Origin of the sequence: uncultured Porphyromonas sp. (genome assembly GCF_900541275.1) — a bacterium.
In the GTDB taxonomy this organism is placed as follows: domain Bacteria; phylum Bacteroidota; class Bacteroidia; order Bacteroidales; family Porphyromonadaceae; genus Porphyromonas_A.
On sequence record NZ_UQJH01000022.1, the window covers coordinates 1 to 22,651 of the forward strand.

Here is a 22,651-nt window from a genome sequence, read left to right on the forward strand (position 1 = left end):
AGCTCCCAAAAGATTTATCTCCTTTGTTTGAGTGGCGTTGAGGGGCTTTTGAGCGGGGCTCAAAAGCCCCTCAACGATCATGTGACAAACTTACAGCTAAAGACCGGTGATCCCTCCGGGGCTTCGCCCCTGCGGGATCGCCAGACGTGTGCGTTAGGAGAGAAATCTCGCATTGCAGATCTCCTCCGCATAGCGGATGACCGATGCCTACGGAAAGGGCACCCGCAAGGGGTGACTCCCGGATGAGCCCCCCCTGGTTTATAATTACCCTAACGCTCAAATGCGTCATCCCTGCCCCCGAAAATACTGTCGTTACCTCGGCCAATTCTTTTACCGATATTAGAGATCACTAATACCGATATTAGAGATCACTAATACCGATATTAGAGATCACTAATACCGGTATTAGAATGGAGCGTGTGGCGGGACGCTCCCTAAGCGGTATATTTGCGGTATGAGAGAGCGATCAGCAATACTTGACTTCTTCCCCTTCACCCCGACGCCGTCACAGGCGCGGGTGATCGATAAGCTGGACGACTTCCTACGCCACGGGGAGGAGGACTCCCTCTTCCTCCTCCGTGGCTATGCGGGGACGGGTAAGAGCAGCCTCGTCGGTGCCTGGACCCGGATGCTGGTCTCGATGGGCGTACCGGTGAGGCTCTTGGCACCGACGGGGCGGGCAGCTAAGGTGCTGGGGGCCTACTGCGGCATGCCGGCCTACACGATCCACCGGACGATCTACCGTCAGCGGATCGGGGCGGGGGGCGCCTTCACCTACGACCTCGGCTACAACGCCGGGCAGCAGGGGACCGTCTTTGTGGTCGATGAGGCATCGATGATCAGCAATCAGAGCGAGGGAAACGACTCCTTTGGCAGCGGTCGGCTGCTGGATGACCTGATGGACTTCTGCCACTCGGTGCCGTACAGCAGGATCGTGCTCATCGGTGACGATGCGCAGCTGCCCCCTGTCGGCACGCCGCAGAGTCCCGCACTCTCGCCGGACTACCTGCGGGGCTACTGCTCCTACCTCTACGAGGAGACGCTGACCGACATCGTGCGGCAGGAGAGCGCCGGCGAGATCGTCCTGACGAGCTACGACCTGAGGCAGCGGATCGCTGACCTGCAGCAGGGGCAGCCGTGGACCGAACCGCTACTGGCGACCCCGCGCCGGGGCGGGGAGGTGCGGATCATCTCGGGATACGACCTGCCGGAGCTGATGGAGGAGTCCTACCGAAGGGCGGGGCAGGAGGAGACGGTGCTGATCACGCGGTCCAATCGCGAAGCAGAGTCCTACAACCAAGGCATCCGCCACCAGACCCTCGGCTACGAGGAGGAGGTGGTGCCGGGCGAGCGGCTGATGGTGGTGCGGAATAATTACTTCTACCAGCCGGTGGATGGTGAGGGAAAGCAGACCGGGGGCTTCATCGCCAATGGCGAGATCCTGGAGGTGCGGGATGCGCGCCGCACGGCAGAGCTGTATGGCTTTACCTTCAGGGATGCGGAGCTGGTGGATGGCGAGGGAGGCTTCGTCTCGGCGAAGATCCTCTTAGAGAGCCTCTACAGCGGCACCGCAGCCCTCACGGGCGAGCAGCGACAGCTGCTCTTTGACAACGTCGCCCTCGACTACCCCGGGGTGCAGTCGCGCCGGCAGCTCTACACGGAGATGCGGAAAAATCCCTACCTCAATGCGCTACAGATCAAGTATGCCTACGCCATGACCTGCAATAAGGCTCAGGGCGGTCAGTGGCGCGAGGTCTTTGTGAGCTTCGGGTACCTGACGCCGGAGATGATCGACCTATCGTTCCTCCGGTGGTTTTACACCGCGGTGACGCGTGCCACTGAGCGGCTCTACCTGATCGACCCGCCCGCCTTCATCTTTGGGCAGACCGAGGAGGAGGCGATCCAGCTGAGAGACCTTTAGATCAAGTCAAGGATGATGGCATCGGAGATGTCGATGCCGTGGAGGGAAAGGTGGAGCCGGTCGCCCTCGAGCAGCAGGTCACCCGACACGATATAGGGCTGTGCCCTCTGTAGTACCTTTTCCCTAACTCCTGAGGCGAAGAGACGCTCCATCTCACTCAGCGAGAGTCCCTCGCAGGTGCGCAGGTGGGTGAGGACGTACTCCTCGAGAGCCATCTCGGGGGTGATGCGCTCGTAGGTGCGACTGAGGAAGGGGGTGGAGCGGAGGAGCTGACGACAGTAGAGCGTGACGTCGCTCGGGTCGTAGGATCTCCAGGGGTGGATGTAGCTGTGCGCGCCGGGCCCGAGGCCGATGTAGGGGACCCCGTGCCAGTAGGAGCTATTGTGCCTCGAGCGGTAGCCGGGGAGGGCAAAGGCGGAGATCTCATAGTGTTCATACCCTGCCGACCGCAGTCGCTCGGCGACGTAGTGCGACTGCCGGAGGCTCTCCTCCTCATCGATGGCGCTCACGCGCCCTCGCCGCAGCCGGTAGTGGAGCGGGGTCCCCTCCTCGTAGATCAGGTGGTAGGCGGAGATGTGGGTCGGCTCTAAGGCGACCAGTGCATCGAGGTCAGTCCTCAGAGTCTCCTCGGTGGAGCCGGGGATGCCGTAGATCAGGTCGAGGGAGATATTCCTCACCCCTCGGCGGTGGAGCTCCCGGACGAGTGCCCGCGTCTCCTCGCCGGTGTGACGCCTGCCGAGGAAGCGGAGCAGGCTCGGGTCAAAGGACTGTGCACCGATGCTGAAGCGATTGACCCCCGTTGCGATCACTTCGTCCAGGTCCAGCGTGGAGAGGTCCCCGGGATTGCACTCAAGGGTGACCTCCGCCTCGGCAGCGACGTCAAAGGAGCGACGGAGCCGGCGGATGATGTCGCTGATGGCGTGCCCCCGGAGGAGCGAAGGGGTGCCACCGCCGAAGTAGATGGTCTCCACCGGCTCTCCCGCCAGCTCGTAGGAACGCAGATCGATCTCAGTGGCGAGCGCCCTCAGGTAGTCCTCGACGGGGTGGAGGTTGGTGACGGAGTAGAAGTCGCAGTAGGGACACTTCGTCTTGCAGAAGGGGATATGGACGTAGACCCCGGCCATCGGTCAGATCTTGATCTCCTCGAGGCTCACCAGCTTATTCATAATCGCATAGACGGTGAGGCCGGAGGCGGAGTGGATGTCGAGCTTCTTGACGATATTGCGCCGATGCGTGGTGACGGTATTGATGGAGATGAAGAGCTTGTCGGCGATCTCCTTATTCGTCATCCCCTTGACGACGCCGATGACGATGTCTCGCTCGCGCGGGGTGAGCTCCCCCACCACCTCTCTCTCACCCTCCTCGGCCGTGAGGAGAGCGGAGATCAGGTCGATCACTTCCTTATCGCTCTCCTCGGCGGATAGATGTCCCTCGCACCGCTCTGCCAGCAGCTCATCGGTGATCGTGTCGCAGTATAGGATGAAGCGCGTCTCGGGCAGGTCAGCAATGGTCCGGAGCGTCTCGATGAGTGGTGGGCTGCAGACATTGCAGGAGACGATGACGATGTCCGGGCGGAGGCTCCGTATGGTCCGGACGAGGGTAAAGGGGTCCCTCAGGGTATGTACCGTCACATCGGGCCCCTTCTCCCGCCCGATAAGGGTCGCGAGAGTCTCCTGTGTGCGGCTGTCAGAGAGCGCTATGAGTAGGTTGGCTTTCATCGTGAGGAGCTCTTCTCGAGAGCCTTGATGCAGGGGATGAAGATCAGATTTTCTATATCATTGTGATTGAGCAGCTCCTCACCACAGGCGTAGAGGTCGTGGAGGACGTTGTAGAGCTTGAGATTGGCCTCCCAGGTGTAGTACTTGAGGAAGAGGCTCTTCAGCTCGTGCATCTTCAGCTCCACCTGATCGTGGTGCTTCTCAAAGTTGATGATGCTGTAGTCTCGCTTTCCCTCCCCTCCCCGGAGCAGTCCCTCAGCGTAGGGGAAGACCACCTCATCCTCGTAGTGCATATGATTGCGCACCTCCTTGCAGTAGTCGGCAAAGTAGCGCTGCACCACCACCCGTATGTCGTGCGGAGCACCCTCGAGTGCCACCTCGAGCGCCTCGCCGATGTCGGGCAGCCTAACCTCTAAGAAATAGCGGTGGCTGGTGCGGAGGAAGGAGATGATCTGCGCCACGTCGATCGTCTCAGGATCAGGCGTGAGTGTCTCCCGCAGGTCGGGGTAGAGGTCGAAGTGGACGAGGTACATAAAGGTATCGGTATCCACGTGATTGGCCTCGCACACCTCGCGTATCGTGTGGTCGCCCATCCCGAGGGGGATCCCGAGACGAGAGATGAGGGAGAAGATATTGTAGTGCTCGCTCAGCAGGTCAGCCATCCTCGAGTGGTCTGTGTAGTGTCGCCGATTGGTCATACTTGGTAGCGCTTAAGTGTGAGTGTCTCGCCGTCCCAGACGGCATAGCTATGGTACTTGATCCAGTCCCCGAGGAGGATCACGCGGCTGTGATCGCCCACGGGATGATCCGCCATGCGGTGGCGGTGACCGAAGAGGTAGTACTCCGGTGCCTCCTCTTCCCTCTCGCGCGCATCCGCCTCAGCATAGTGCACGAGATACTCCTCCCCGATCTCAGGCTGTGGGAGCTGCCGGCTCTTCCTGAGACCTCGCTCGCGACTCCTCCGCGCCCACCCTTGGGCAAGTGGGATCGTCAGCCATGCGGGCAGGAGGCCATAGAAGAACTGGCACACCCTCGAGTGGAAGATCGCCCGCGTGACGGCGTAAGCCTTGCTCGGTGCATACTCGTCGCCGTGAGCGATGAAAAAGCGGTGCCCCTCCAGCTCCATCGATGTCGCCTCTCGGTGCAGTGTGCAGCCGATCTCCGTGGGGAGGTAGTCGGAGATCCAGATGTCGTGATTGCCGGTGAAGAAGTGAATCTCCACGCCCTCGTCCACCATCTCGCCCAGCAGCCCTATCGTGCGGGTAAATCCCCGCGGCACCACCTGCCGGTACTCGTACCAGTAGTCGAATATGTCGCCCACCAGTATGAGTCGCTTCGCTTCAGGCTCTATACTGTGGAGCCACCGGACAAAGAGTCGCTCCGCCTCTCGAGGATCGTCGTGGTAGGGCGACCCGAGGTGGAGGTCGGAGGCGAAGAAGGTCTTGGTGCGGGCGGTCATAGTAGAGGAAGGACTACATCATCCCCAGCTCCAGCTTCGCTTCATCGCTCAGCATAGACTGGTCCCACTGGGGCTCAAAGGTGATCTCGATATGGACCTCTGTGATCCCCTTTACAGCCTTGACCTTCATCTCGAGATCCTCGCAGAGGAAGTCGCTGACGGGGCAATTGGGCGACGTGAGCGTCATGGTGATATTGACGACGCCGGTATCGTGATCCACATCGACATCGTAGATCAGTCCCAGGTCGTACACATTGACCGGGATCTCGGGGTCGTAGACTGTGCGGAGGGCGGCGATGATCCGCTCCTCCAGCTCTAGTGGATTCTTATCTTGATTGCTCATTCTGTACTTTCTTTACTATCCTTGGCGCGCGTCAGTAGGTAGAGGATCCCCTCGCTGAGGATCAGGTCGGGCGCCTTAGGGTTCTTATCAAAGGTCTCATTGGCCACCTCCTTGTCGGGTGCGATGCCACCCTCGATCGACCTCTTGTGTATGTCGAGGCTCTTGACGGCGGAGTAGCGCACGCGCCAGCCATTGGGCAGCTCCGAGGTGGCGGGCATACCGCCGCCTCCACCGGAGGGGAGACCGATGCGGTAGACGTTGGGGGCGAGGGCGACCTTGACGAGGAAGTCATTCGTCGCGCTGTAGCAGCCCCGGTCCTGAAGGATCACGAGGGGCTTCTTGGTCCAGCGCCGACCCTTGGCGGGAGTGACGTAGATCTCCTTGGGGGTCGAGTAGCTGTCTCGTCCCGGTCCGGTCTTGTGGGTCGCATAGCCGACCAAGGTCCGCTCGTCGAAGAAGTAGCCGGCGAGGTCGGAAGCGTTGCTGACGAGACCGCCCCCATTTCCCCTCACGTCGAGGATGATCCCATCGGTATTGTCGAGGTACTTCAGGATGAAGTCCATACTGCCGAGGGACGAGGAGAAGCTATTGTAGCGGATGTAGCCGATGCGGTGGTCGGGCTGCCCCTTGATGCCAAAGTTATTGTAGAGCATGCCCCCCGACTGCATGAGGTAGCCGGAGATCTGTCTCTGCCTCATATATATGTTAAGACCCTCCGTAGGGTCGCCCGCCCAGTCGCTATTGGCACTGACGTCAAAGCCGGTCATCAGATTGACGTGTCCATCGTGCAGCTCATTGAGCATCTCCGCCATGAGGTGAAAGAAAGCGAGGTCATTGGCCACCTTCTTCTCCTCCATGAGGTCGATCTCCTTACTGTAGACGGTGTGGATCGAGTCCCAGTCGATGCCCTTCTCGTCGAGGAAGCAGTAGCGCTCGTCGATGATCGTCCAGAGGGCCTCAAAATTGGCTCTGTAGTCGGTATTCTCCGGCTGCGAGGGGATGCAGGCAGAGAGTCCGAGGAGGAGGGCCACCACTGCGGGTAGAGAGTGTGTGAGTCTGAGTCCCATAGCCTTAGTATGATGAACTGACGTGAGCGGAGCGGAGGGCGCGCCCACCGGAGAGAGCAGAGGTCTCAAGGGTGAGCCCCAGGACAAGGCCGACGCTGCCAAGCTGGTACTTGGTATGATTGATCTGCTCCGTGTTGCCGATGTGCTGAAGCCCGACGACCCAGGTGGTGCTGTGGATCGGCAGCTCGATGAGCAGTCGCTGACGGATCGAGCGACTATTGTGCGGTGCGGTGAGGTAGAGACGGATCGGAGCCCTATTATCCCCCGAGACATACTCGTAGTAGCTCTGTCCGTAGTCGGGGTGGTAGGCGACGTGGAGGAGAGGGAGCGAAAGGGTGTAGGAGAGGCGCATCGGGAGCGTCTCCCACGGGATCCGGTAGCTGAGGCGTGACCAGGCATCGAGGCCGGTCGTCGCCTTGACATTCGCCACGTTATTACTATTGGAGAGCTTGAGATTGCCCTGCACCGTAAGCGACCAAGCGGGGGCTACCTCCAGCCTCAGCCCGGTACGCTCCAGCAGGGTGTAGGCAAAGGCTGTCTGTGTGTAGAGACCGGGGAGATACATCGGGGTGCCATTCGCCTTATTTTTCGGCATCCCAAGCCCTAAGTCCAGGTCTTGCCTGAGGTGCCAGCGGTCGGCAAAGTAGGGGCGATCCACCCCGAGCGAGACCCGGAGGTCATCTCCCGTGTGGGCGGAGGGGCTCACATACTGATCGATGACGCCTACCCGCCCACCGATGAGCAATATCTCGCGGTGCGTGGTGTAGAGCTGCCCATCGTAGGTCCACGGCTCACCGTGGATGTACTCTCGTGTCTGTCGGCCGAGCTTCTCAAGTCGGTCACTCACTCTCTGCCTCCATCCTCCGGTCTGTGCCACACCGGGGAGAGAGAGGCTCAGAGTCAGGACCAGCAGTAGTGCAGCCTTGCGGTATCTCTTACTCATCCTCTTCGTCCTTAAATGCCAGTCTCTGCTGACGGGTTACCTCCTCGATCACCTGTGCTTCCTCCTCGGCTCTGTCGTCCACGTCGGGCTCTCCCTCGCCGTCGGGGGCATCCTCCTCGTCCGGATCATCGTCTCCCTCCTCATCCTCAGGTCGCTTCAGGGGCTCCAGCTCGTGCACCTCCGTAACAGGACTGGTGCTGATGCGCTTGCCCTTGGCTCGCACGCCCTTGACGGCAATGAAGTCCTCCGCCTCGATCTCCTCCGCCGGTCCCTCCTCGTAGACTACCTCCACGCGGGCGTAAGGCTCATCGGAGAGGAGGAGAAGGGTGTCGTCGGGATTGGTGAGGATGGAGTCTTTCTTCCGCAGCTTATCCTCCTCGAGGAGGAAGCGCTTCAGGTAGGTGTAGCCCTCCTTGCTATTGTGGTAGACGAGGGTCCAGACCTTCTCCGGATCATACTGCTCGATCACGAGGATATTTCGCTCGAAGTGGTTGCTGTCGGAGAAGTCGGAGAGGTACACTGTGCCGTCGTTGAGCACCACGAGGAGCTTGTCGTCTCCCATAAACTCGCCTAAGTAATCGCCCCGCTCATCGTAATTGAGGCGGAAGACGTCGCGATCAAACCATACGTCCCTGCCTCCGAGGGTGCTCTTGCCCTCCTCCTTGAGCGAGATGCGGAAGACCGGCTCCTTCGTCAGGATATTCCCTCGCGCTTGGCGTCCCTTGATCAGCAGGTCAGCAAAGTCGGTCTCAAAGATCAGCCCGCTCTTGCGCCGCCGCTTCTTGGCACTCGGTCGCAGCACGGTCTTGATCACCTCCGCCTCACCATTGGGATTGGCAGTAAAGTAGAGCACCTTGGACTCCGCCTTGCCGCGCGTCAGGTCGTACTCCCGGTCGCGGATCACGGAGGTGACGGCGAAGCGCTTGATGAAGGCGGTACCCTCCTTGCCGTCGCGGTAGACGACGTTGTAGATCGTCCGCTCGTCGCCGCGCACCCAGCGCGCCACGTGGATGATGTCCTTGCCGACGAAGCTCTTCTCGCTCACCTTGGTGATGAAGTAGACCCCGCTACGGAGGAAGACGATCACATCATCGATGTCGGATACGTCGCCGACGTACTCCGCTTTCTTGAGCCCCGTGCCGATGAAGCCCTCCTTGCGGTCCACGTAGAGCTTCTCACTCTTCACCGCCACCTTTGCCGCCTCGATGTCGTCGAAGCTCCGGATCGTCGTCCGTCGCGGGTACTGCCTCCCGAAGTCCTCGTACAGGGTCTCGTACCAGCTGATCGCCTCACTGCGGACATCGCCGAGGCGTCGCTCAGTGTCTGCCATCTCGTCCATGAGGTGGGCGATGGAGGCGTCGCTTTTTTCCTTATTAAACTTCAGGATCCTCGCCATCTTGAGCTCCAGGAGGTGCTTCAGATCCTCATCCGTCACGAGGCGGAAGAAGCTCTCCAGCACATCCTCCAGCCGCCCTCGTATGTGTGCCACCACCTCGGGGACACTCTTGGCCTCCTCGAAGTCCTTATCCTTGTAGATCCGCCGGGTAATGAAGAGCTGCTCGAGGGACTCCAAGAGGTGCTGCTCCTGCAGCTCACTCAGCCGGATCCCCAGCTCGGCACGGATGTAGCCCATCGTCCGCTCACAGCCGTCAGCGAGCACCTCACTCACGGTGAGGAACTCCGGGTGGTCGTCTCGCACCACGCAGCAATTGGGCGAGAGAGAGATCTCGCAACCGGTGAAGGCGTAGAGCGCATCGATCGTCTTGTCGGGCGAGACACCGCCCGGCAGCTGGATCTCGATATTGGCCTCAGCAGCGGTCTTGTCGTTGATCTTCTTGATCTTGATCTTCCCCGTCTCATTCGCCTTCAGGATCGAATCGATGAGGGAGCCTGTCGTGGTCGAGTAAGGCAGCTCGGTGATCGCGAGGGTGTGGGAGTCGACCTTCTCGATCCGTGCCCTCACCTTCACCTGACCACCTCGCTCTCCGTCGCTGTACTTGGCGACATCGACGAGTCCGCCGGTGGGGAAGTCCGGGTAGAGCTCGTAGGGCTCCCCGCGGAGGTAGCTGACGCAGGCCTGCAGCAGCTCGCCCACATTGTGCGGCAGGATCTTGCAGGAGAGTCCGACGGCGATGCCCTCGGCGCCCTGAGCGAGGAGGAGGGGAAACTTCACCGGCAGATTGACCGGCTCCTCGTTGGCTCCGTCGTAGGAGGGGACGTAGTCGGTGATCTTGGGGGAGAAGAGGACCCTCTTGGCGAGGGGCGTGAGGCGTGCCTCAATGTAGCGCGGTGCCGCTGCGCCGTCACCGGTGAGGAGGTTGCCCCAATTGCCCTGACACTCGATCAGTAGACGTCTCTGACCCAGCTGCACGAGTGCGTCCCCGATACTCGCATCACCGTGCGGGTGTAGCTGCATCGTCTGGCCGACGATATTAGCTACCTTGATCAGCCGATCCTCCATCTGCGACATCGTGTAGAGGATCCGTCGCTGGACCGGCTTAAGCCCGTCGGAGATATAGGGCACCGCCCGCTCCAGGATCACGTAAGAGGCATAGGAGATGAACCAAGAGCGATACATCCCCGACAGCACGTAATTGCCGTGGCTGTCGTGGGTCCGCCCATACCGCACCTCGTCGGCCAGCGGCGACCCCTCCTCGGTCGGCGTCAGCCCCTCGTCCGTGTCGGTCAGGTGATCTGCTCTCTCCTCTCCCTTATCCTCTCTATCCATAGACTTGATTACTCTCTCCTATTTGTCTCCTAAAGCTTACAAATTTAAGCATTAAATGCGACATCTCTGACAGCCCATTTTTACTTTTGGTCTGCCCTGCATGCTTAGAGGACCTCTCTAAATCGACGCTGAAACCAAAAACGGACACCCAAAACGACTTTGTCAACCTACAAATAATCGCTACATTTGGAAACACCAACCAAACCAAAAACACGTAGGATTTATGAACGGACATCAAACACTAAAAAGTGGTTTCAAAACCCCCATCACAATCAACGATGCAATAATTAACATCGAAAGAAGGACATTCTTGTTGCCTGCCTTACAAAGAAAGTTTGTCTGGAGCAGCGACCAAATCGAGGTCTTATTTGATAGTATCATGAGAGACTATCCGATAAACTCCTTTATGTTCTGGAGCGTAACAAGCGGTGATGTCAAAAACAGCTTTAGGTTCTACGAATTCCTGAAGGAGTATAGGTACTTCTTTAACGATGAGAACCCCTATATCAACACAAGGGGGTACAATGACTTCACCGCCGTCATCGATGGTCAGCAACGACTCACTTCGTTGTATATTGGTCTAAAAGGCTCCTATGCTTATAAGATGCCCAGAAAGTGGCTAAGAAACGACGAAGAAAGCTTACCGACAAGGCAGCTATACCTAAATCTCAACGGACCTCTGCCTCAAAGCGACGAGCGTAAAATGGTATACGATTTTAAGTTTCTATCCAAAAAGGACTATGAAAGGCTCATAGTAAGCCAAGATCTTTTCCTTGTTGGTGACATATACGACTACAAGGATCAAGATGATCTCGAAGACTATATGGCAGGGCGGATATGGAAAGACAAAATATTTGCGAAAGGCGCACTGAGAAAGCTGAGGGAGGTCGTCTTCAAAGACCCCCTTATCAACTATTACCAAGAAGAAAATCAAGACCTTGACACGGTCCTTGACATATTTATCAGGACAAATAGCGGTGGTGAACCACTTAGCTACTCAAATCTTCTTATGTCAATAATGACTGCCAACTGGAAAAGAAATGCACGACAGGAGTTTAAAGATCTAATCGATGCCATATATGCAAACGATTTTATCGTCAGTGCCGACCTGATCCTGAAATGCTGCTTGGTCCTTTTTAATGACGACATAAAGTTTCAAGTGGCTAACTTTAGCGAAAGCAGTGTAAGGGTTTTTGAAGAGAATTGGGATAAAATCAGGAAGTCCATTTTAGTGACATTCGAGCTCCTACGAAAATGGGGATTTAACGATGCCAGCTTGAGAGCCAAGAATGCTGTAATTCCGATAGTGTTTTTTATATACCACAACAATATTCAAGACGAAATCCTCAAAGATGTGAGATACCCAGAGGCGAAGAAAGACATCAGGAAATGGCTGAGCATATCATTACTCAAGGGGATATTTGGAGGTCAGTCTGACTCTGTCCTAATAGGGATAAGATCAGTGCTGAGAGAGACAATGGGTGATGGCAATAGATTCCCATTTGAGGAAATCAAGAAAAAGTTTGCCTCTAATGATGCCAAGAGCTTGTCGCTGAATAGTGAAGCCATTGAGGACATCCTCTACACCCAAAAGGATGCCCCAGATTGCTATGCCATCCTCTCACTGCTGTACTCACATCTGCAGTTTGATACCATAGCATATCACAAAGACCATCTGCACCCCGCAAGTGCGTTTGGAAAACTCACGGAGAAGGACTTTGTGAGTGTTGAAGACTTCGAATTCTACACTGACAAAAAGAACTGGAACTCGATTCTTAATCTTCAGTTATTATCAAGATCTGTAAACGTGTCAAAGAACGATGAGTCTCTCCAGGATTGGGTAACCAACAAGAATATAGATCTCCCCTATCACTTAATTCCTGCCGGTGTGGGGCTTGAATTTAGTAACTTCAGAGAATTCATAAATAAGAGAAAGGATCTGCTAACTGAGACGTTAAATCAGATAGTGAACTCCTAAATAAGACCAGCTCTCCGATTGTGAGAGCAGTCGTATAAGGCACCCATTAAGTAGTAATGATTCCTTAGAGATCGTGTAGCCCGCAGGGGTGACGCAATCGTGAAGAGAGGGAAAGAGGCTCTGGGACACCTGCTGGACTGGATCCTGATCGGTCTCGGACTGTATGTGCTTAAAGTTATCTCCTGGGGATCGACTCTGAGTATAGTAATTTCTCTCTCTTACGGGGTCATCCTGCTTGTCTGTATCTACCTGCTGGTACGATCGCTTGTGCGTGACCTTCGCAAATAGATACTAACAAAAAGAAAAAGGATCCGAGCCGGTCCCGCAAGGGGGCTGACTCGGATCCTTTCTTATTAGGAAACGATATTACTTATTATGGAAGGCGAAGTCGCCATGCTCGGCATCCAGCTCGATCACGCTGTCGCGCCGGAGGGTGCCGCTGATGATGTCCGTGGAGAGGGTATTGAGCACCCTGCTTTGGATCACCCGCTTGACGGGGCGCGCACCGAACTGCGGATCGTACCCCTCGTGGGCTATCTGCTGCACGGCAGCATCGGTGTAGGTCAGCGTGATGCCATTGGAGGCAAGGGTCTTGACCACCCGGTCGAGCTGCAGGCGTACCACCTCCGCGATCTGCTCCTCTGTGAGGGGACGGAAGACCGTGATCTCATCAATACGATTGAGGAACTCAGGGCGGATCCGCTCCTTGAGCATATCCATCACCTCAGCCCGTACCTTGCCGACGACCTCATCGGCATTCGCCTTCGTCATGCTCTCAAGGCTCTTACGGATCAGGTCACTACCCATATTGGAGGTCATGATGATGATCGTATTCTTGAAGTCCGCCGTGCGCCCCTTATTGTCCGTCAGGCGACCGTCGTCCAGCACCTGGAGTAGGACATTGAAGACATCGGGGTGCGCCTTCTCGATCTCATCGAAGAGGATCACCGAGTAGGGCTTCCGCCGGACCGCCTCAGTGAGCTGTCCACCCTCCTCGTAGCCGACGTATCCCGGAGGGGCACCGACGAGGCGGGAGGCGGAGAACTTCTCCTGATACTCGCTCATGTCGATACGCGTCATCATGTCCTCATCATCAAAGAGGATCTCCGCCAGCGCCTTCGCCACCTCAGTCTTACCGACACCGGTGGTGCCGAGGAAGAGGAAAGAGCCGATCGGGCGCTTGCTGTCCTGCAGGCCGGCACGACTGCGGCGGACCGCATTGGCGATCGCGGTGATCGCCTCGTCCTGACCGATGACCCGCTTGTGGAGCTCCTCCTCGAGGTGAAGGAGCTTCTCCCGCTCGCTCTCCATCATCTTGGTGACCGGGATGTGGGTCCAGCGGGATACTACCTCTGCGATATCCTCCTCATCGACCACCTCCTTGATCATTGCCTTGCCACTCTGAGCCTCGTGGAGCTTCTTCTCGGCCTCATCGATGCTCTCCTGCAACTGCTGGAGCTTGCCGTACCGGATCTCCGCCACCTTGGCGTAGTCGCCCTCACGCTCGGCGCGCTCGGCAAGGAGCTTGAGCTGCTCCTGTTCGGTCTTCGCCTTCTGGATCAGGTCGATCTGATCCTTCTCTCGCTGCCACTGGCTCTTGAGCGCAGTCTGTCGCTCAGAGAGATTGGCCAGCTCCTCGTCGATCGCACGGACCTTATCCTCATAGCCGTCACGCTTGATGGCCACCCGCTCGATCTGGAGCTGCTTGATCCTCCGCTCCACCTCGTCCAGCTCCTCCGGCATAGAGTCGATCTGCATGCGGAGACGGGCTGCCGCCTCATCCATCAGGTCGATCGCCTTATCGGGGAGGAAGCGGTCGCTGATGTAGCGCCGAGAGAGACGGACGGCGGCGACGATCGCCTCATCGAGGATGCGCACATGATGGTGCGTCTCGTACCGCTCCTTCAGTCCACGGAGGATACTGATCGCATCCTCCTCGCTCGGCTCATCCACCATCACGATCTGGAAGCGCCGCTCGAGTGCCCGGTCGGTCTCGAAGTACTTCTGATACTCACCGAGGGTCGTGGCACCGATGACCCGGAGCTCGCCCCGGGAGAGAGCCGGCTTGAGGAGATTGGCAGCATCCATGGCGCCCTCGCTCTTGCCTGCACCGACGAGGGTGTGGATCTCGTCGATGAAGAGGATCACCTGACCATCAGAGCCCTTCACCTCGTTGATGACGCTCTTGAGTCGCTCCTCAAACTCGCCCTTATACTTCGCTCCGGCAATCAGCGCCCCCATGTCGAGGGAGTAAAGCTGCTTGTCGCGAAGGTTCTCCGGCACATCACCCCGCACGATACGGCGGGCAAGGCCCTCGGCGATGGCGGTCTTGCCAACGCCGGGCTCACCGATCAGGATCGGGTTATTCTTTGTCCGGCGACTGAGTATCTCCAGCACGCGCCGTATCTCATCGTCCCGACCGATCACCGGGTCGAGCTTGCCCTCACGAGCCGCCGCCACGAGATTGGTCGCATACTTATTGAGGGCGTTGTAGGTCTCCTCGGAGGAGGGTGAGTCCGCCTTGGCACCCTTACGAAGCGACTGCACCGCCTCGAACATCGTCTGATAGGTGATGCCCTGATCCTTAAGTCGGCGACCGGCGGTGGTGTCGGTCTTGAGGAGCGCCAGGAAGAGGTGCTCCACTGCGACATACTGATCGTTCATCTCGGCAGCGATACGCTCCGCTGCATCGAGCACTGAGGCGAGGTCCCTACTGAGGTAAGGCTCCCCGCCCTGCACCTTAGGGAGGGCACTGAGGTCCTCCTCGATCCTCGACCTAAGCGTGTCGAGGTTGCCCCCACACTTGGGGATCAGGTACTCTGCCACCTGATCCCCCGCTGCGGTGAGGGCTGCAAGGAGGTGCTCCGGCTCGATCGCCTGGTGGCCACGCTTGCGCGCCTCCTCCATGGCCTGCCGGATCATCTCCTGCGACTTGATTGTGTACTTATCCCAATTCATATTCACTTTATTCTTTTAGTTTTATTCTGAGACCATAAGTACAAAAACGAAGCCCCACCCTATCTGTCAGTCCATTATGTCTTTTCGTGGAAACAAAAGTCAGTCGTGGCAGTCCATGCTGTCACTTGGTGAGACAAGTAGGGCAGAAATCCTTTAGGGATAAAAGAGAAATCTAATACCGATAATAGACTTCACTAATACCGATATTAGATTTCTCTATTATCGGTATTAGTCGGAGGGGGTATAAAGTGCTTTATGAGGGCGCAAAAAAGCGAGCCGAGGACGAAAGGATCGCACTCGGCTCGCTGCATATTAAGTAGGAGTTACTGATCAGAACTGACCAAACTGCTTGAAGAAGTCAGCCGGGCTCCCGGGCTTGTCCTCAGAGGACTTTGGCTCATGCTTCGGCTCCTCATCACGCTCCTCACGGCGCGGCTCCTCATTGCGCTCCTCGCGGCGGGGCTCCTCATCACGCTCCTCACGGCGCGGCTCCTCATTGCGCTCCTCGCGGCGGGGCTCCTCATCACGCTCTTCGCGCTCCTCACGGCGAGGATTGCGGCGGCGCTCCTGGTGGCGCGGACGCTCCTCGTCAGAGGGACGCTGCTCCTCGCTGTCACTGTCATCTGAGTTACGCTCCTCGCGGCGAGGGTTGCGACGACGATCGCCACGGCGACCCTCACCATCACGCTCCTCACGGTCACGACGACGCTCGCGAGGACGCTCGGACTGCTCCTCGTAGCCCTCAGGCTTCTCGATCAGAGCACGGCGAGAGAGACGGAACTTGCCGGTCTTGGGATCGACCTCCAGCAGCTTCACCTGCAGCTTCTGTCCCTCTGCGGCACCGGTCTCCTCGATGTTGCCGAAGTACTTCCAGTCCCACTCAGAGATATGGAGCAGACCCTCCTTGCCGGGCATAAACTCGACGAAGACACCATAGGGCATCACGCTCTTGATGGTACCCTCGTAGGTCTCACCCACCTCGGGGATGACAACGATGCGATTGATCATCTCGAGGGCGCGAGTGATCGCCTCCTTATTGGACGCAGCGATCTGGATCACACCGACACCGCGCTCGGTGTCCTCCTCGATATTGATCTGAGCACCGGACTCCTCCTGCATACCCTGGATGATCTTACCGCCGGGGCCGATGATCGGGCCGATGAACTCCTTTGGCACCTCCATTTGCTCCATGCGGGGCGTCTGAGGCTTCAGCTCAGGACGAGGTCCGGGGATGGTGCTCTCGATGATGTCGAGGATGTGGAAGCGGGCACGACGTGCCTGCTCGAGAGCCTGTGCCAGCACCTCGTAGCTCAGTCCGTCGATCTTGATATCCATCTGGGTGGCGGTGATGCCCTCACGGGTACCGGTTACCTTGAAGTCCATATCTCCCATGTGGTCCTCATCACCGAGGATGTCGGTGAGGACCGCCTTCTTGTCTCCCTCGCTCATCATACCCATGGCAACGCCGGAGACGGGACGGATCATCGGCACACCGGCATCCTCCAGCGCCAGCGTACCAGCGCAGACCGTAGCCATGGAGGAGGATCCGTTGCTCTCCAGGATGTCGCTCATCACACGGATGGTGTAGGGATAGTCCTCGGGGATCATGCCGTGGAGGGCACGCATGGCGAGGTTACCGTGGCCGATCTCTCGGCGGCTGACGCCCTTGGGGCGAGATGCCTCTCCGGTGCTGAAGGGCGGGAAATTGTAGTGGAGGAGGAAGCGCTCCTTGCCCTGGAAGAGGGCGTCATCGACCAGCTTCTCATCGTCCTTGGTACCGAGGGTGACCGTAGCGAGTGCCTGGGTCTCTCCGCGGGTGAAGATGGCTGATCCGTGAGGGGCGGGGAGGCAGTCCACCTCGGCCCATATCGGACGTACATCCTCGAGACCGCGACCATCGAGACGCTGGTGATGGTCGAGCACAGCGGTACGTACCGCCAGCTTGACGTACTTATCGTAGTAGCGATTGATGAGCGGCTCTATCTCCGCCAGCTCCTCCTCGCTGTACTGAGCCTTAAACTCCTTACCCACCTCAGTGATGCGGCGAGAGCGTGAGTGCTTGTCGTTGTCGGCTGACATAGCGATCTCGAAGAGCTTGTCGTAGCAGCTGTCGTAGATCTTCTTATCGAGCTCGGGATCCTGTGCATCGCCCTCGTAGGTGCGCTTAACGTCGGAGCCCACCTCTCGGGCCAGCTCGTTCTGCACACGGCACTGTACCTTGATCGCCTCGTGAGCCTGCTTGATCGCCTCGATCATATCGCTCTCGGGGACCTCCTTCATCTCACCCTCGACCATCATGATATTCTTCTCCGTCGCACCGACCATCAGGTCGATATCGGCACGATTGAGCTGGTCGAGTGTCGGATTGATCACCCACTCACCATCGAGACGGATCACTCTCACCTCAGAGAGCACCTCGTCGAAGGGGACGGTGCTGACCGCCATGGCGGCAGAGGCTGCTAGTCCGGCCAGCTGGTCGGGAAGCTCATTTGGATCTCCACTGAAGAGGATGATCTGCACGTAGACCTCGCAGTGGTAGTCCTCGGGGAAGAGGGGACGCAGAGCGCGGTCGATCAGTCGTGCAATCAGGATCTCATGGTCCGACATACGGCCCTCACGGCGGGTAAAGCCCCCGGGGAAGCGGCCATCGGCGGAGAACTTCTCCTTATACTCTACCTGGAGGGGCATAAAGTCTACGCCCGGACGTGCCTCCTCGGCAGCGACCACCGTCGCCAGGAGCATGGTCTTGCCCATGCGCACAACCACGGAGCCATCAGCCTGCTTGGCAAGCTTGCCTGTCTCGATCGTGATCTCACGACCATCGGGCAGAGTGATGGTCTTTGTGATTACATTCATACTTTTACATCTTTTCGAGCCTACGCATTGCAAGCTCGGTTATCTAAAATCTCAGCTGTCCCTCCACGATATCGCACAAAGGTAAAGATTCTCAGCGAAAAAGCCCTCATTTTACGGAAGTGACTTTGGGCTATTTCTCTTTTTCGAGAAACGGGACCTCCCCCAGATGTGATTGCCGGGAGACAAGAGGGGGTCTATCATGCGCTGAAGAGGGTGCCCCTTACCCTATCGTGGCGAGCGGATCGCCCCCCTGGACGGAGTCTCCCTTGGCGACCAAGAGAGAGGTGATCGTGCCATCGCTATCGGCATTGATCTCATTCTCCATCTTCATCGCCTCGAGGACCATGATCTTCTGACCCTTTTTCACTTGGTCTCCCTCAGACACCAGCACCTCACGGATCAGGCCGGGGAGGGGAGCGATCACCTCACGACCGCCGGCGTCACGCTTAGGCTGATTCTGCGGGAGGGGAGCAGTGGGCGTCTCCTTGGGAGCCTCGGGGACAGGCGCTTTACTCACAGCCGGCTCGGGCTGGGGCTTAGGGGTCCGCCGAGCAGGCTCTGAGGCGGTATCATCACTCAGGCGGACGCTGTAGCGGTGTCCATTCACCTCCACCTCCGCCATCTCCTCGTCGGCAGAGTGGATCGTCACCTCGTAGGGGTGACCATTGATGGTGTATCGGTATTGCTTCATAGGTCTCTTGTGTGGTAGTATGTCCTTACCAAGGGCGGCGACGCATCGTGAGCGACTTGTCGGACCAACCCGACCGCCGCTCGCCACGCTCCTCATCGGAGAGCGCAGAGGTCTCCACGCTTCGTCCGTAGTCATTCAGTGCGAGAGCGATCGCCGTCACCACCTCGCCCCGCGCCTCATCGATCGCACGACCGAGAGAGAGCAGAGCCTCGATGGAGGGGTCAAAGTGCTGATTGTCCATATCAGAGGGGAATGTTGTCGTGCTTCTTTGCCGGCAGCTCCTGGCGCTTATTGCGGAGGTCTCGGAGTGCTCGGGCAATGCGCTTACGGGTCTCATCGGGGACGATCACATCGTCGATAAATCCGTATGAAGCAGCGTAGTAGGGGTTGGCAAATTTCTCCCTGTACTCCCGGATATGCTCCTCCTTGAGTGCAGCCGGATCCTCAGCATCACGGAGAGCCTTACCGTAGAGTATCTCCACTGCTCCATCGGGTCCCATGACGGCGATCTCGGCGGAGGGCCAGGCGAGATTGATGTCGGCACGGAGGTGCTTTGACCCCATCACGATATAGGCTCCTCCATACGCCTTGCGGGTGATGACGGTGATCTTGGGGACTGTCGCTTCTCCATAGGCATAGAGGAGTTTGGCGCCATTGGTGATCACGGCATTGTACTCCTGACCGGTGCCGGGGAGAAATCCGGGCACATCGACGAGGCTGACGATCGGGATATTGAAAGCATCACAGAAGCGGACGAAGCGGGCGCCCTTGCGGGACGAATTGACATCCAGTACACCTGCGGCGGCTGCGGGCTGATTGGCGACAATACCGACACTCCGCCCATCGATGCGGGCAAAGCCGATGATGATGCTGCGGGCGAAGTCACGCTGCACCTCGAGGAACTCACCTCCATCGACGACCTGACCGATCACCTCGTACATGTCGTACGCCGTATTGGGGTTATCGGGGATCAGCTCATTCAGCACCGACAGATCGCGGTCTATAGGATCGGAAGATGCGATGCGAGGCGCCTCCTCCATATTATTGGACGGCAGAAAGCTCAGTAGGTGGCGCATCAGCTCCAGCCCCTCCTCGTCGCTCTCGACGGCGAAGTGTGCCACACCGCTCTTGCGGGTATGGACGGACGCCCCTCCGAGCTCCTCGGCAGTCACCTCCTCATTGGTAACCGTCTTCACCACCTTAGGGCCGGTGAGGAACATGTAACTGGTGCCGGAGACCATGATATTGAAGTCGGTCAGTGCCGGAGAGTAGACCGCCCCACCGGCACAGGGACCGAAGATCCCGGAGATCTGTGGTACCACGCCCGAGGCGAGGATGTTATTCTCAAAGAGCTCACCATAGCCGGCAAGCGAGTTGACGCCCTCCTGGATGCGGGCTCCTCCGGAGTCGTTGATGCCGATGATCGGTGCCCCCACCTTCATCGCCAGCTGCTGCACCTCACAGATCTTGCGAGCATGCATATAGCCGCAAGTGCCGGCAAAGGCGGTGAAGTCCTGCGCATAGACGTAGACCAGACGACCATCCACAAGACCGCTCCCGGTGACGACCGAGTCCCCATCGTAGACTTTCTTGTCAGCCCCAAAGTTGGCATTGTGGTGGCGAACGTAAGTCCCCAGCTCCTCAAACGTGCCGGGATCCAAGAGTCTCTCGATCCGCTCTCGGGCTGTAAGCTTGTGGCGGCTGTGCTGCTTCTCTACCGCATCCTCTCCACCTCCGAGGAGCATCTGCTCCCTTCGCTCGATGAGCTCCCTGATCTTATCTGTCTGTCTACTCATATATATATGGTGTACGAATCCAAATACCTGCCTCCCCCACTCATCACAAAGGTACAGGTATTCACCCATTTCCACAAAAACGAGCTACATGATGGCCCTCTATCGGAGGCGGAGGGCGGAGAGGTGAGCCGGCGAAGCGACAGGGAAGCGGTGGGGACGGGTGATCGTCACCTCATCGGTGACGGGAAGAGTCATCCTCTGCATCTCGTATCGGTCGATGGGCGTAAGGAGGGCGTAGGGACGAGGACCAAAGCCATTGTAGAGCTTGAGCCGCAGCCTGTGCCGACCCGGTGTCAGGGATAGGAGAAGTGGGATCCTCTCCTCACCCTCTCGGACGAAGCCCCCATCTATATATTGGTCATCAAGGTAAAGGAGGAAGCCCCCGCTGTAGGAGAGGTCCACCCTCAGGTCGCCTGACTGATCGCAAGCCAGCTCCTGCTCAAGGAGAAGCCCCCTATGCTGATCGGGAGAGCCGAGCAGCGTGTCCCGCAGGATCGCCCCCTCGACAGGCTGAGGGACCACACTATTATCCGACGGCATCCGTCCCAGCTGTCCGCCCACGAGACGGCAAGAGAGAGGTCCCACGAGGCGCACCGTCGGAGACTTGGTCTCGTACGGTTGACCCTTGAGCGTCAGCAGATCCCCATTCACCTCCACCTCCCGGCCTTCGTACTCCCGAGGGAAGGAGATCTCCCTCAACCCTTTACCTACAACCCTGTATCCAACCACGCTCCGCAGCCCGGAGTAATAGTCCGCCAGAGAGTAGGCATAGATAGTCTCCGACCGTGACTGAAGCGAGACCGGATCGGCAAAGGAGAGACGTATCGCCCGACAAGGCACACCGGCAAGAGGGACGCAGCGCACGACGGGATGCCCGTCTACAGAAGTAAGCTCCACACCTCCCTTGTCATCAAGAGCCACAGCGGATAGGGGCGAAGCAGTAAGCGCCGGCAGCTCCACCAGCGTCCTGTCATCGGGGACAAAGAGGTAGAGCTCCCGACCATCCGCCCGACGAGTCATCAGCCGATTATGGCAGGGCAGCCCCTCCGTCCCGTAGATAGCTGCGCCATAGGTGCTCAGCCACCTTCCCATACCCTCCAGCACCTGGCGCTCAAAGGGGACCACCCCACCCTCTCCATCGGGACCTATATTAAGGAGGTACTTTCCCCCTCCACAGACGACCCGGAGGAGATCCGAGAGCTTCTCGCGCACCTTGGTCTCCACACTGCCCCTCCGTTGCCAGGAGCGATAGCCCCATGTCTCGGGGAAAAAGCTTGCTGCCGTCTGCCACGGGATATCCAGAGTGTAGTCAGGTGTCTCATTGTCCGGAAAGACGGCAAAGTCAGCACAGTCATTTCCCAGCCGTCCGCTCACCATACAGTCCGGCTGCAGGCTCTTCACCAGCCGGTAGAGCTCATGGCTCTGACCGGGCGTCAGCGAGCCCATATCAAACCAGAGCTCGTCCACCGACCCATACTTGGTCAGCAGCTCACGCACCTGGCGCTTATTGTACTCGTGATGTCCCGGTGTGACCGGGTCGGCATTGTGCGATGAGTAAGGCACCGCACCCGGGAAGTGCCAGTCGATGAGGGAGAAATAGAGCCCGAAGCGCAGTCCCGCCCTATGACACGCCTCCGCCATCTCACCCACCAGGTCTCGTCCGCAGCGGGGCGCACGTGCAGCGGAGAAGTCGGTCGTAGCCGTATCCCAGAGGCAGAACCCCTCGTGGTGCTTCGCCGTCAGCACGACACTCCGCATACCAGCCTTCTTCGCCAGTGCGGCGATCGAGTCAGCATCGAAGTCCGACGCCGTGAAGTCCCTTGCCGAAGCCTCGTAGACATCCATATAGTGCACCCCGAAGGAGAAGATCTGCTCCGAGTAGCCATCCGTTACCGGCACACCATCGTAAACCCCACCATAGGTAGAGTAAAGACCATAGTGGATAAAGAGCGAGAACTTATCCCCCGACCAGTCGGTCGCACCAGATAGGGGAGGCAGGGTGGTCATCAGGAGGAGCAAGAGTAAGATTCGCTTTGTGGCTGTCATCATCTCAGGTGAGCTTATATAAGGATAGAGACAAAGTTAGTCTTTTTGCCCAGATCTGCAGCTATCCGGGTCTCCAATCGCGGATCAGATGGACGGCTAATTCGCATTTTGATGTGCTGGGTGGGTGAGGGTGTTGAAAGGGGGATT

General features: G+C 58.2%; 16 protein-coding genes. 2 read left to right on the top strand and 14 right to left on the bottom strand.

The annotated features are described in order from the left end of the window. Positions 1-454: 454 nt before the first annotated feature. Positions 455-1,921, top strand: coding sequence for an AAA family ATPase (locus QZR17_RS07235; RefSeq protein ID WP_297129482.1), 1,467 nt, complete (start codon positions 455-457; stop codon positions 1,919-1,921). Here the strand turns inward: QZR17_RS07235 and hemW are convergent. Genes hemW through QZR17_RS07275 form a run of 8 tightly spaced genes read right to left on the bottom strand, consistent with a single transcriptional unit; the run spans position 1,918 to position 10,179 of the window. Further along, positions 1,918-3,045 (bottom strand): radical SAM family heme chaperone HemW, encoded by a 1,128-nt coding sequence (hemW, locus tag QZR17_RS07240; RefSeq protein ID WP_297129484.1) that lies wholly within the window; start codon positions 3,043-3,045, stop codon positions 1,918-1,920. The genes QZR17_RS07235 and hemW overlap by 4 nt on opposite strands. Before the next feature lie 3 nt (positions 3,046-3,048). Then, entirely contained in the window at positions 3,049-3,639 is a 591-nt protein-coding gene (locus tag QZR17_RS07245) for a LuxR C-terminal-related transcriptional regulator (RefSeq protein WP_297129486.1), read from the bottom strand. Next, positions 3,636-4,337: a hemerythrin domain-containing protein gene (locus tag QZR17_RS07250; protein ID WP_297129488.1), complete on the bottom strand. Its 702-nt coding sequence runs from the start codon at positions 4,335-4,337 to the stop codon at positions 3,636-3,638. The genes QZR17_RS07245 and QZR17_RS07250 overlap by 4 nt, the downstream gene beginning before the upstream one ends. Beyond that, positions 4,334-5,098, bottom strand: a complete 765-nt coding sequence (locus QZR17_RS07255) for a UDP-2,3-diacylglucosamine diphosphatase (protein WP_297129490.1) — start codon at positions 5,096-5,098, stop codon at positions 4,334-4,336. Before QZR17_RS07255 ends, QZR17_RS07250 begins: the two co-directional genes overlap by 4 nt. A gap of 13 nt (positions 5,099-5,111) precedes the next feature. Beyond that, the gene (locus QZR17_RS07260; RefSeq protein WP_297129492.1) at positions 5,112-5,441 is read right to left on the bottom strand and encodes an iron-sulfur cluster assembly protein; all 330 of its coding nucleotides are present in this window, start codon (positions 5,439-5,441) and stop codon (positions 5,112-5,114) included. Then, positions 5,438-6,508 carry a S41 family peptidase gene (locus tag QZR17_RS07265; RefSeq protein ID WP_297129494.1) on the bottom strand — a complete coding sequence of 357 codons (1,071 nt, stop codon included), beginning with the start codon at positions 6,506-6,508 and terminating at the stop codon, positions 5,438-5,440. Before QZR17_RS07265 ends, QZR17_RS07260 begins: the two co-directional genes overlap by 4 nt. A gap of 4 nt (positions 6,509-6,512) precedes the next feature. Beyond that, positions 6,513-7,451 (bottom strand): hypothetical protein, encoded by a 939-nt coding sequence (locus tag QZR17_RS07270; protein ID WP_297129496.1) that lies wholly within the window; start codon positions 7,449-7,451, stop codon positions 6,513-6,515. Next, complete coding sequence (locus QZR17_RS07275) at positions 7,444-10,179, bottom strand: DNA gyrase/topoisomerase IV subunit A (RefSeq protein ID WP_297129498.1); 2,736 nt, start codon at positions 10,177-10,179, stop codon at positions 7,444-7,446. Before QZR17_RS07275 ends, QZR17_RS07270 begins: the two co-directional genes overlap by 8 nt. A 223-nt stretch (positions 10,180-10,402) precedes the next feature. On the opposite strand from QZR17_RS07275, the gene QZR17_RS07280 reads away from it, so the two are divergent. Further along, positions 10,403-12,157, top strand: a complete 1,755-nt coding sequence (locus QZR17_RS07280; protein ID WP_297129500.1) for a DUF262 domain-containing protein — start codon at positions 10,403-10,405, stop codon at positions 12,155-12,157. A gap of 366 nt (positions 12,158-12,523) precedes the next feature. On the opposite strand, the gene clpB is transcribed toward QZR17_RS07280, so the two are convergent. The 6 genes from clpB to QZR17_RS07310 all read right to left on the bottom strand — a co-directional run bounded on the left by clpB (position 12,524) and on the right by QZR17_RS07310 (position 22,507). Then, complete coding sequence (gene clpB, locus QZR17_RS07285; protein ID WP_297129501.1) at positions 12,524-15,115, bottom strand: ATP-dependent chaperone ClpB; 2,592 nt, start codon at positions 15,113-15,115, stop codon at positions 12,524-12,526. Positions 15,116-15,445: 330 nt separating this feature from the next. Next, positions 15,446-17,971: a polyribonucleotide nucleotidyltransferase gene (locus QZR17_RS07290; RefSeq protein ID WP_297129503.1), complete on the bottom strand. Its 2,526-nt coding sequence runs from the start codon at positions 17,969-17,971 to the stop codon at positions 15,446-15,448. Between the two features lie 220 nt (positions 17,972-18,191). Further along, the gene (locus QZR17_RS07295; protein WP_297129505.1) at positions 18,192-18,662 is read right to left on the bottom strand and encodes an acetyl-CoA carboxylase biotin carboxyl carrier protein subunit; all 471 of its coding nucleotides are present in this window, start codon (positions 18,660-18,662) and stop codon (positions 18,192-18,194) included. Between the two features lie 25 nt (positions 18,663-18,687). After that, positions 18,688-18,903, bottom strand: coding sequence for a hypothetical protein (locus QZR17_RS07300; protein ID WP_297129507.1), 216 nt, complete (start codon positions 18,901-18,903; stop codon positions 18,688-18,690). A 1-nt stretch (position 18,904) separates the two neighbouring features. After that, positions 18,905-20,458 (bottom strand): acyl-CoA carboxylase subunit beta, encoded by a 1,554-nt coding sequence (locus tag QZR17_RS07305; RefSeq protein WP_297129509.1) that lies wholly within the window; start codon positions 20,456-20,458, stop codon positions 18,905-18,907. A gap of 99 nt (positions 20,459-20,557) precedes the next feature. After that, positions 20,558-22,507, bottom strand: a complete 1,950-nt coding sequence (locus tag QZR17_RS07310; RefSeq protein WP_297129511.1) for an alpha-L-fucosidase — start codon at positions 22,505-22,507, stop codon at positions 20,558-20,560. Positions 22,508-22,651: the final 144 nt, after the last annotated feature.

Coding starts and splice junctions, on each gene's coding strand:
- QZR17_RS07305 (WP_297129509.1), bottom strand. CDS start 20,458: ATGAGTAGACAGACAGATAAGATCAGGGAGCTCATCGAGCGAAGGGAG.
- hemW (WP_297129484.1), bottom strand. CDS start 3,045: ATGGCCGGGGTCTACGTCCATATCCCCTTCTGCAAGACGAAGTGTCCC.
- QZR17_RS07275 (WP_297129498.1), bottom strand. CDS start 10,179: ATGGATAGAGAGGATAAGGGAGAGGAGAGAGCAGATCACCTGACCGAC.
- QZR17_RS07310 (WP_297129511.1), bottom strand. CDS start 22,507: ATGATGACAGCCACAAAGCGAATCTTACTCTTGCTCCTCCTGATGACC.
- QZR17_RS07250 (WP_297129488.1), bottom strand. CDS start 4,337: ATGACCAATCGGCGACACTACACAGACCACTCGAGGATGGCTGACCTG.
- clpB (WP_297129501.1), bottom strand. CDS start 15,115: ATGAATTGGGATAAGTACACAATCAAGTCGCAGGAGATGATCCGGCAG.
- QZR17_RS07255 (WP_297129490.1), bottom strand. CDS start 5,098: ATGACCGCCCGCACCAAGACCTTCTTCGCCTCCGACCTCCACCTCGGG.
- QZR17_RS07270 (WP_297129496.1), bottom strand. CDS start 7,451: ATGAGTAAGAGATACCGCAAGGCTGCACTACTGCTGGTCCTGACTCTG.
- QZR17_RS07260 (WP_297129492.1), bottom strand. CDS start 5,441: ATGAGCAATCAAGATAAGAATCCACTAGAGCTGGAGGAGCGGATCATC.
- QZR17_RS07280 (WP_297129500.1), top strand. CDS start 10,403: ATGAACGGACATCAAACACTAAAAAGTGGTTTCAAAACCCCCATCACA.
- QZR17_RS07245 (WP_297129486.1), bottom strand. CDS start 3,639: ATGAAAGCCAACCTACTCATAGCGCTCTCTGACAGCCGCACACAGGAG.
- QZR17_RS07235 (WP_297129482.1), top strand. CDS start 455: ATGAGAGAGCGATCAGCAATACTTGACTTCTTCCCCTTCACCCCGACG.
- QZR17_RS07265 (WP_297129494.1), bottom strand. CDS start 6,508: ATGGGACTCAGACTCACACACTCTCTACCCGCAGTGGTGGCCCTCCTC.
- QZR17_RS07300 (WP_297129507.1), bottom strand. CDS start 18,903: ATGGACAATCAGCACTTTGACCCCTCCATCGAGGCTCTGCTCTCTCTC.
- QZR17_RS07295 (WP_297129505.1), bottom strand. CDS start 18,662: ATGAAGCAATACCGATACACCATCAATGGTCACCCCTACGAGGTGACG.
- QZR17_RS07290 (WP_297129503.1), bottom strand. CDS start 17,971: ATGAATGTAATCACAAAGACCATCACTCTGCCCGATGGTCGTGAGATC.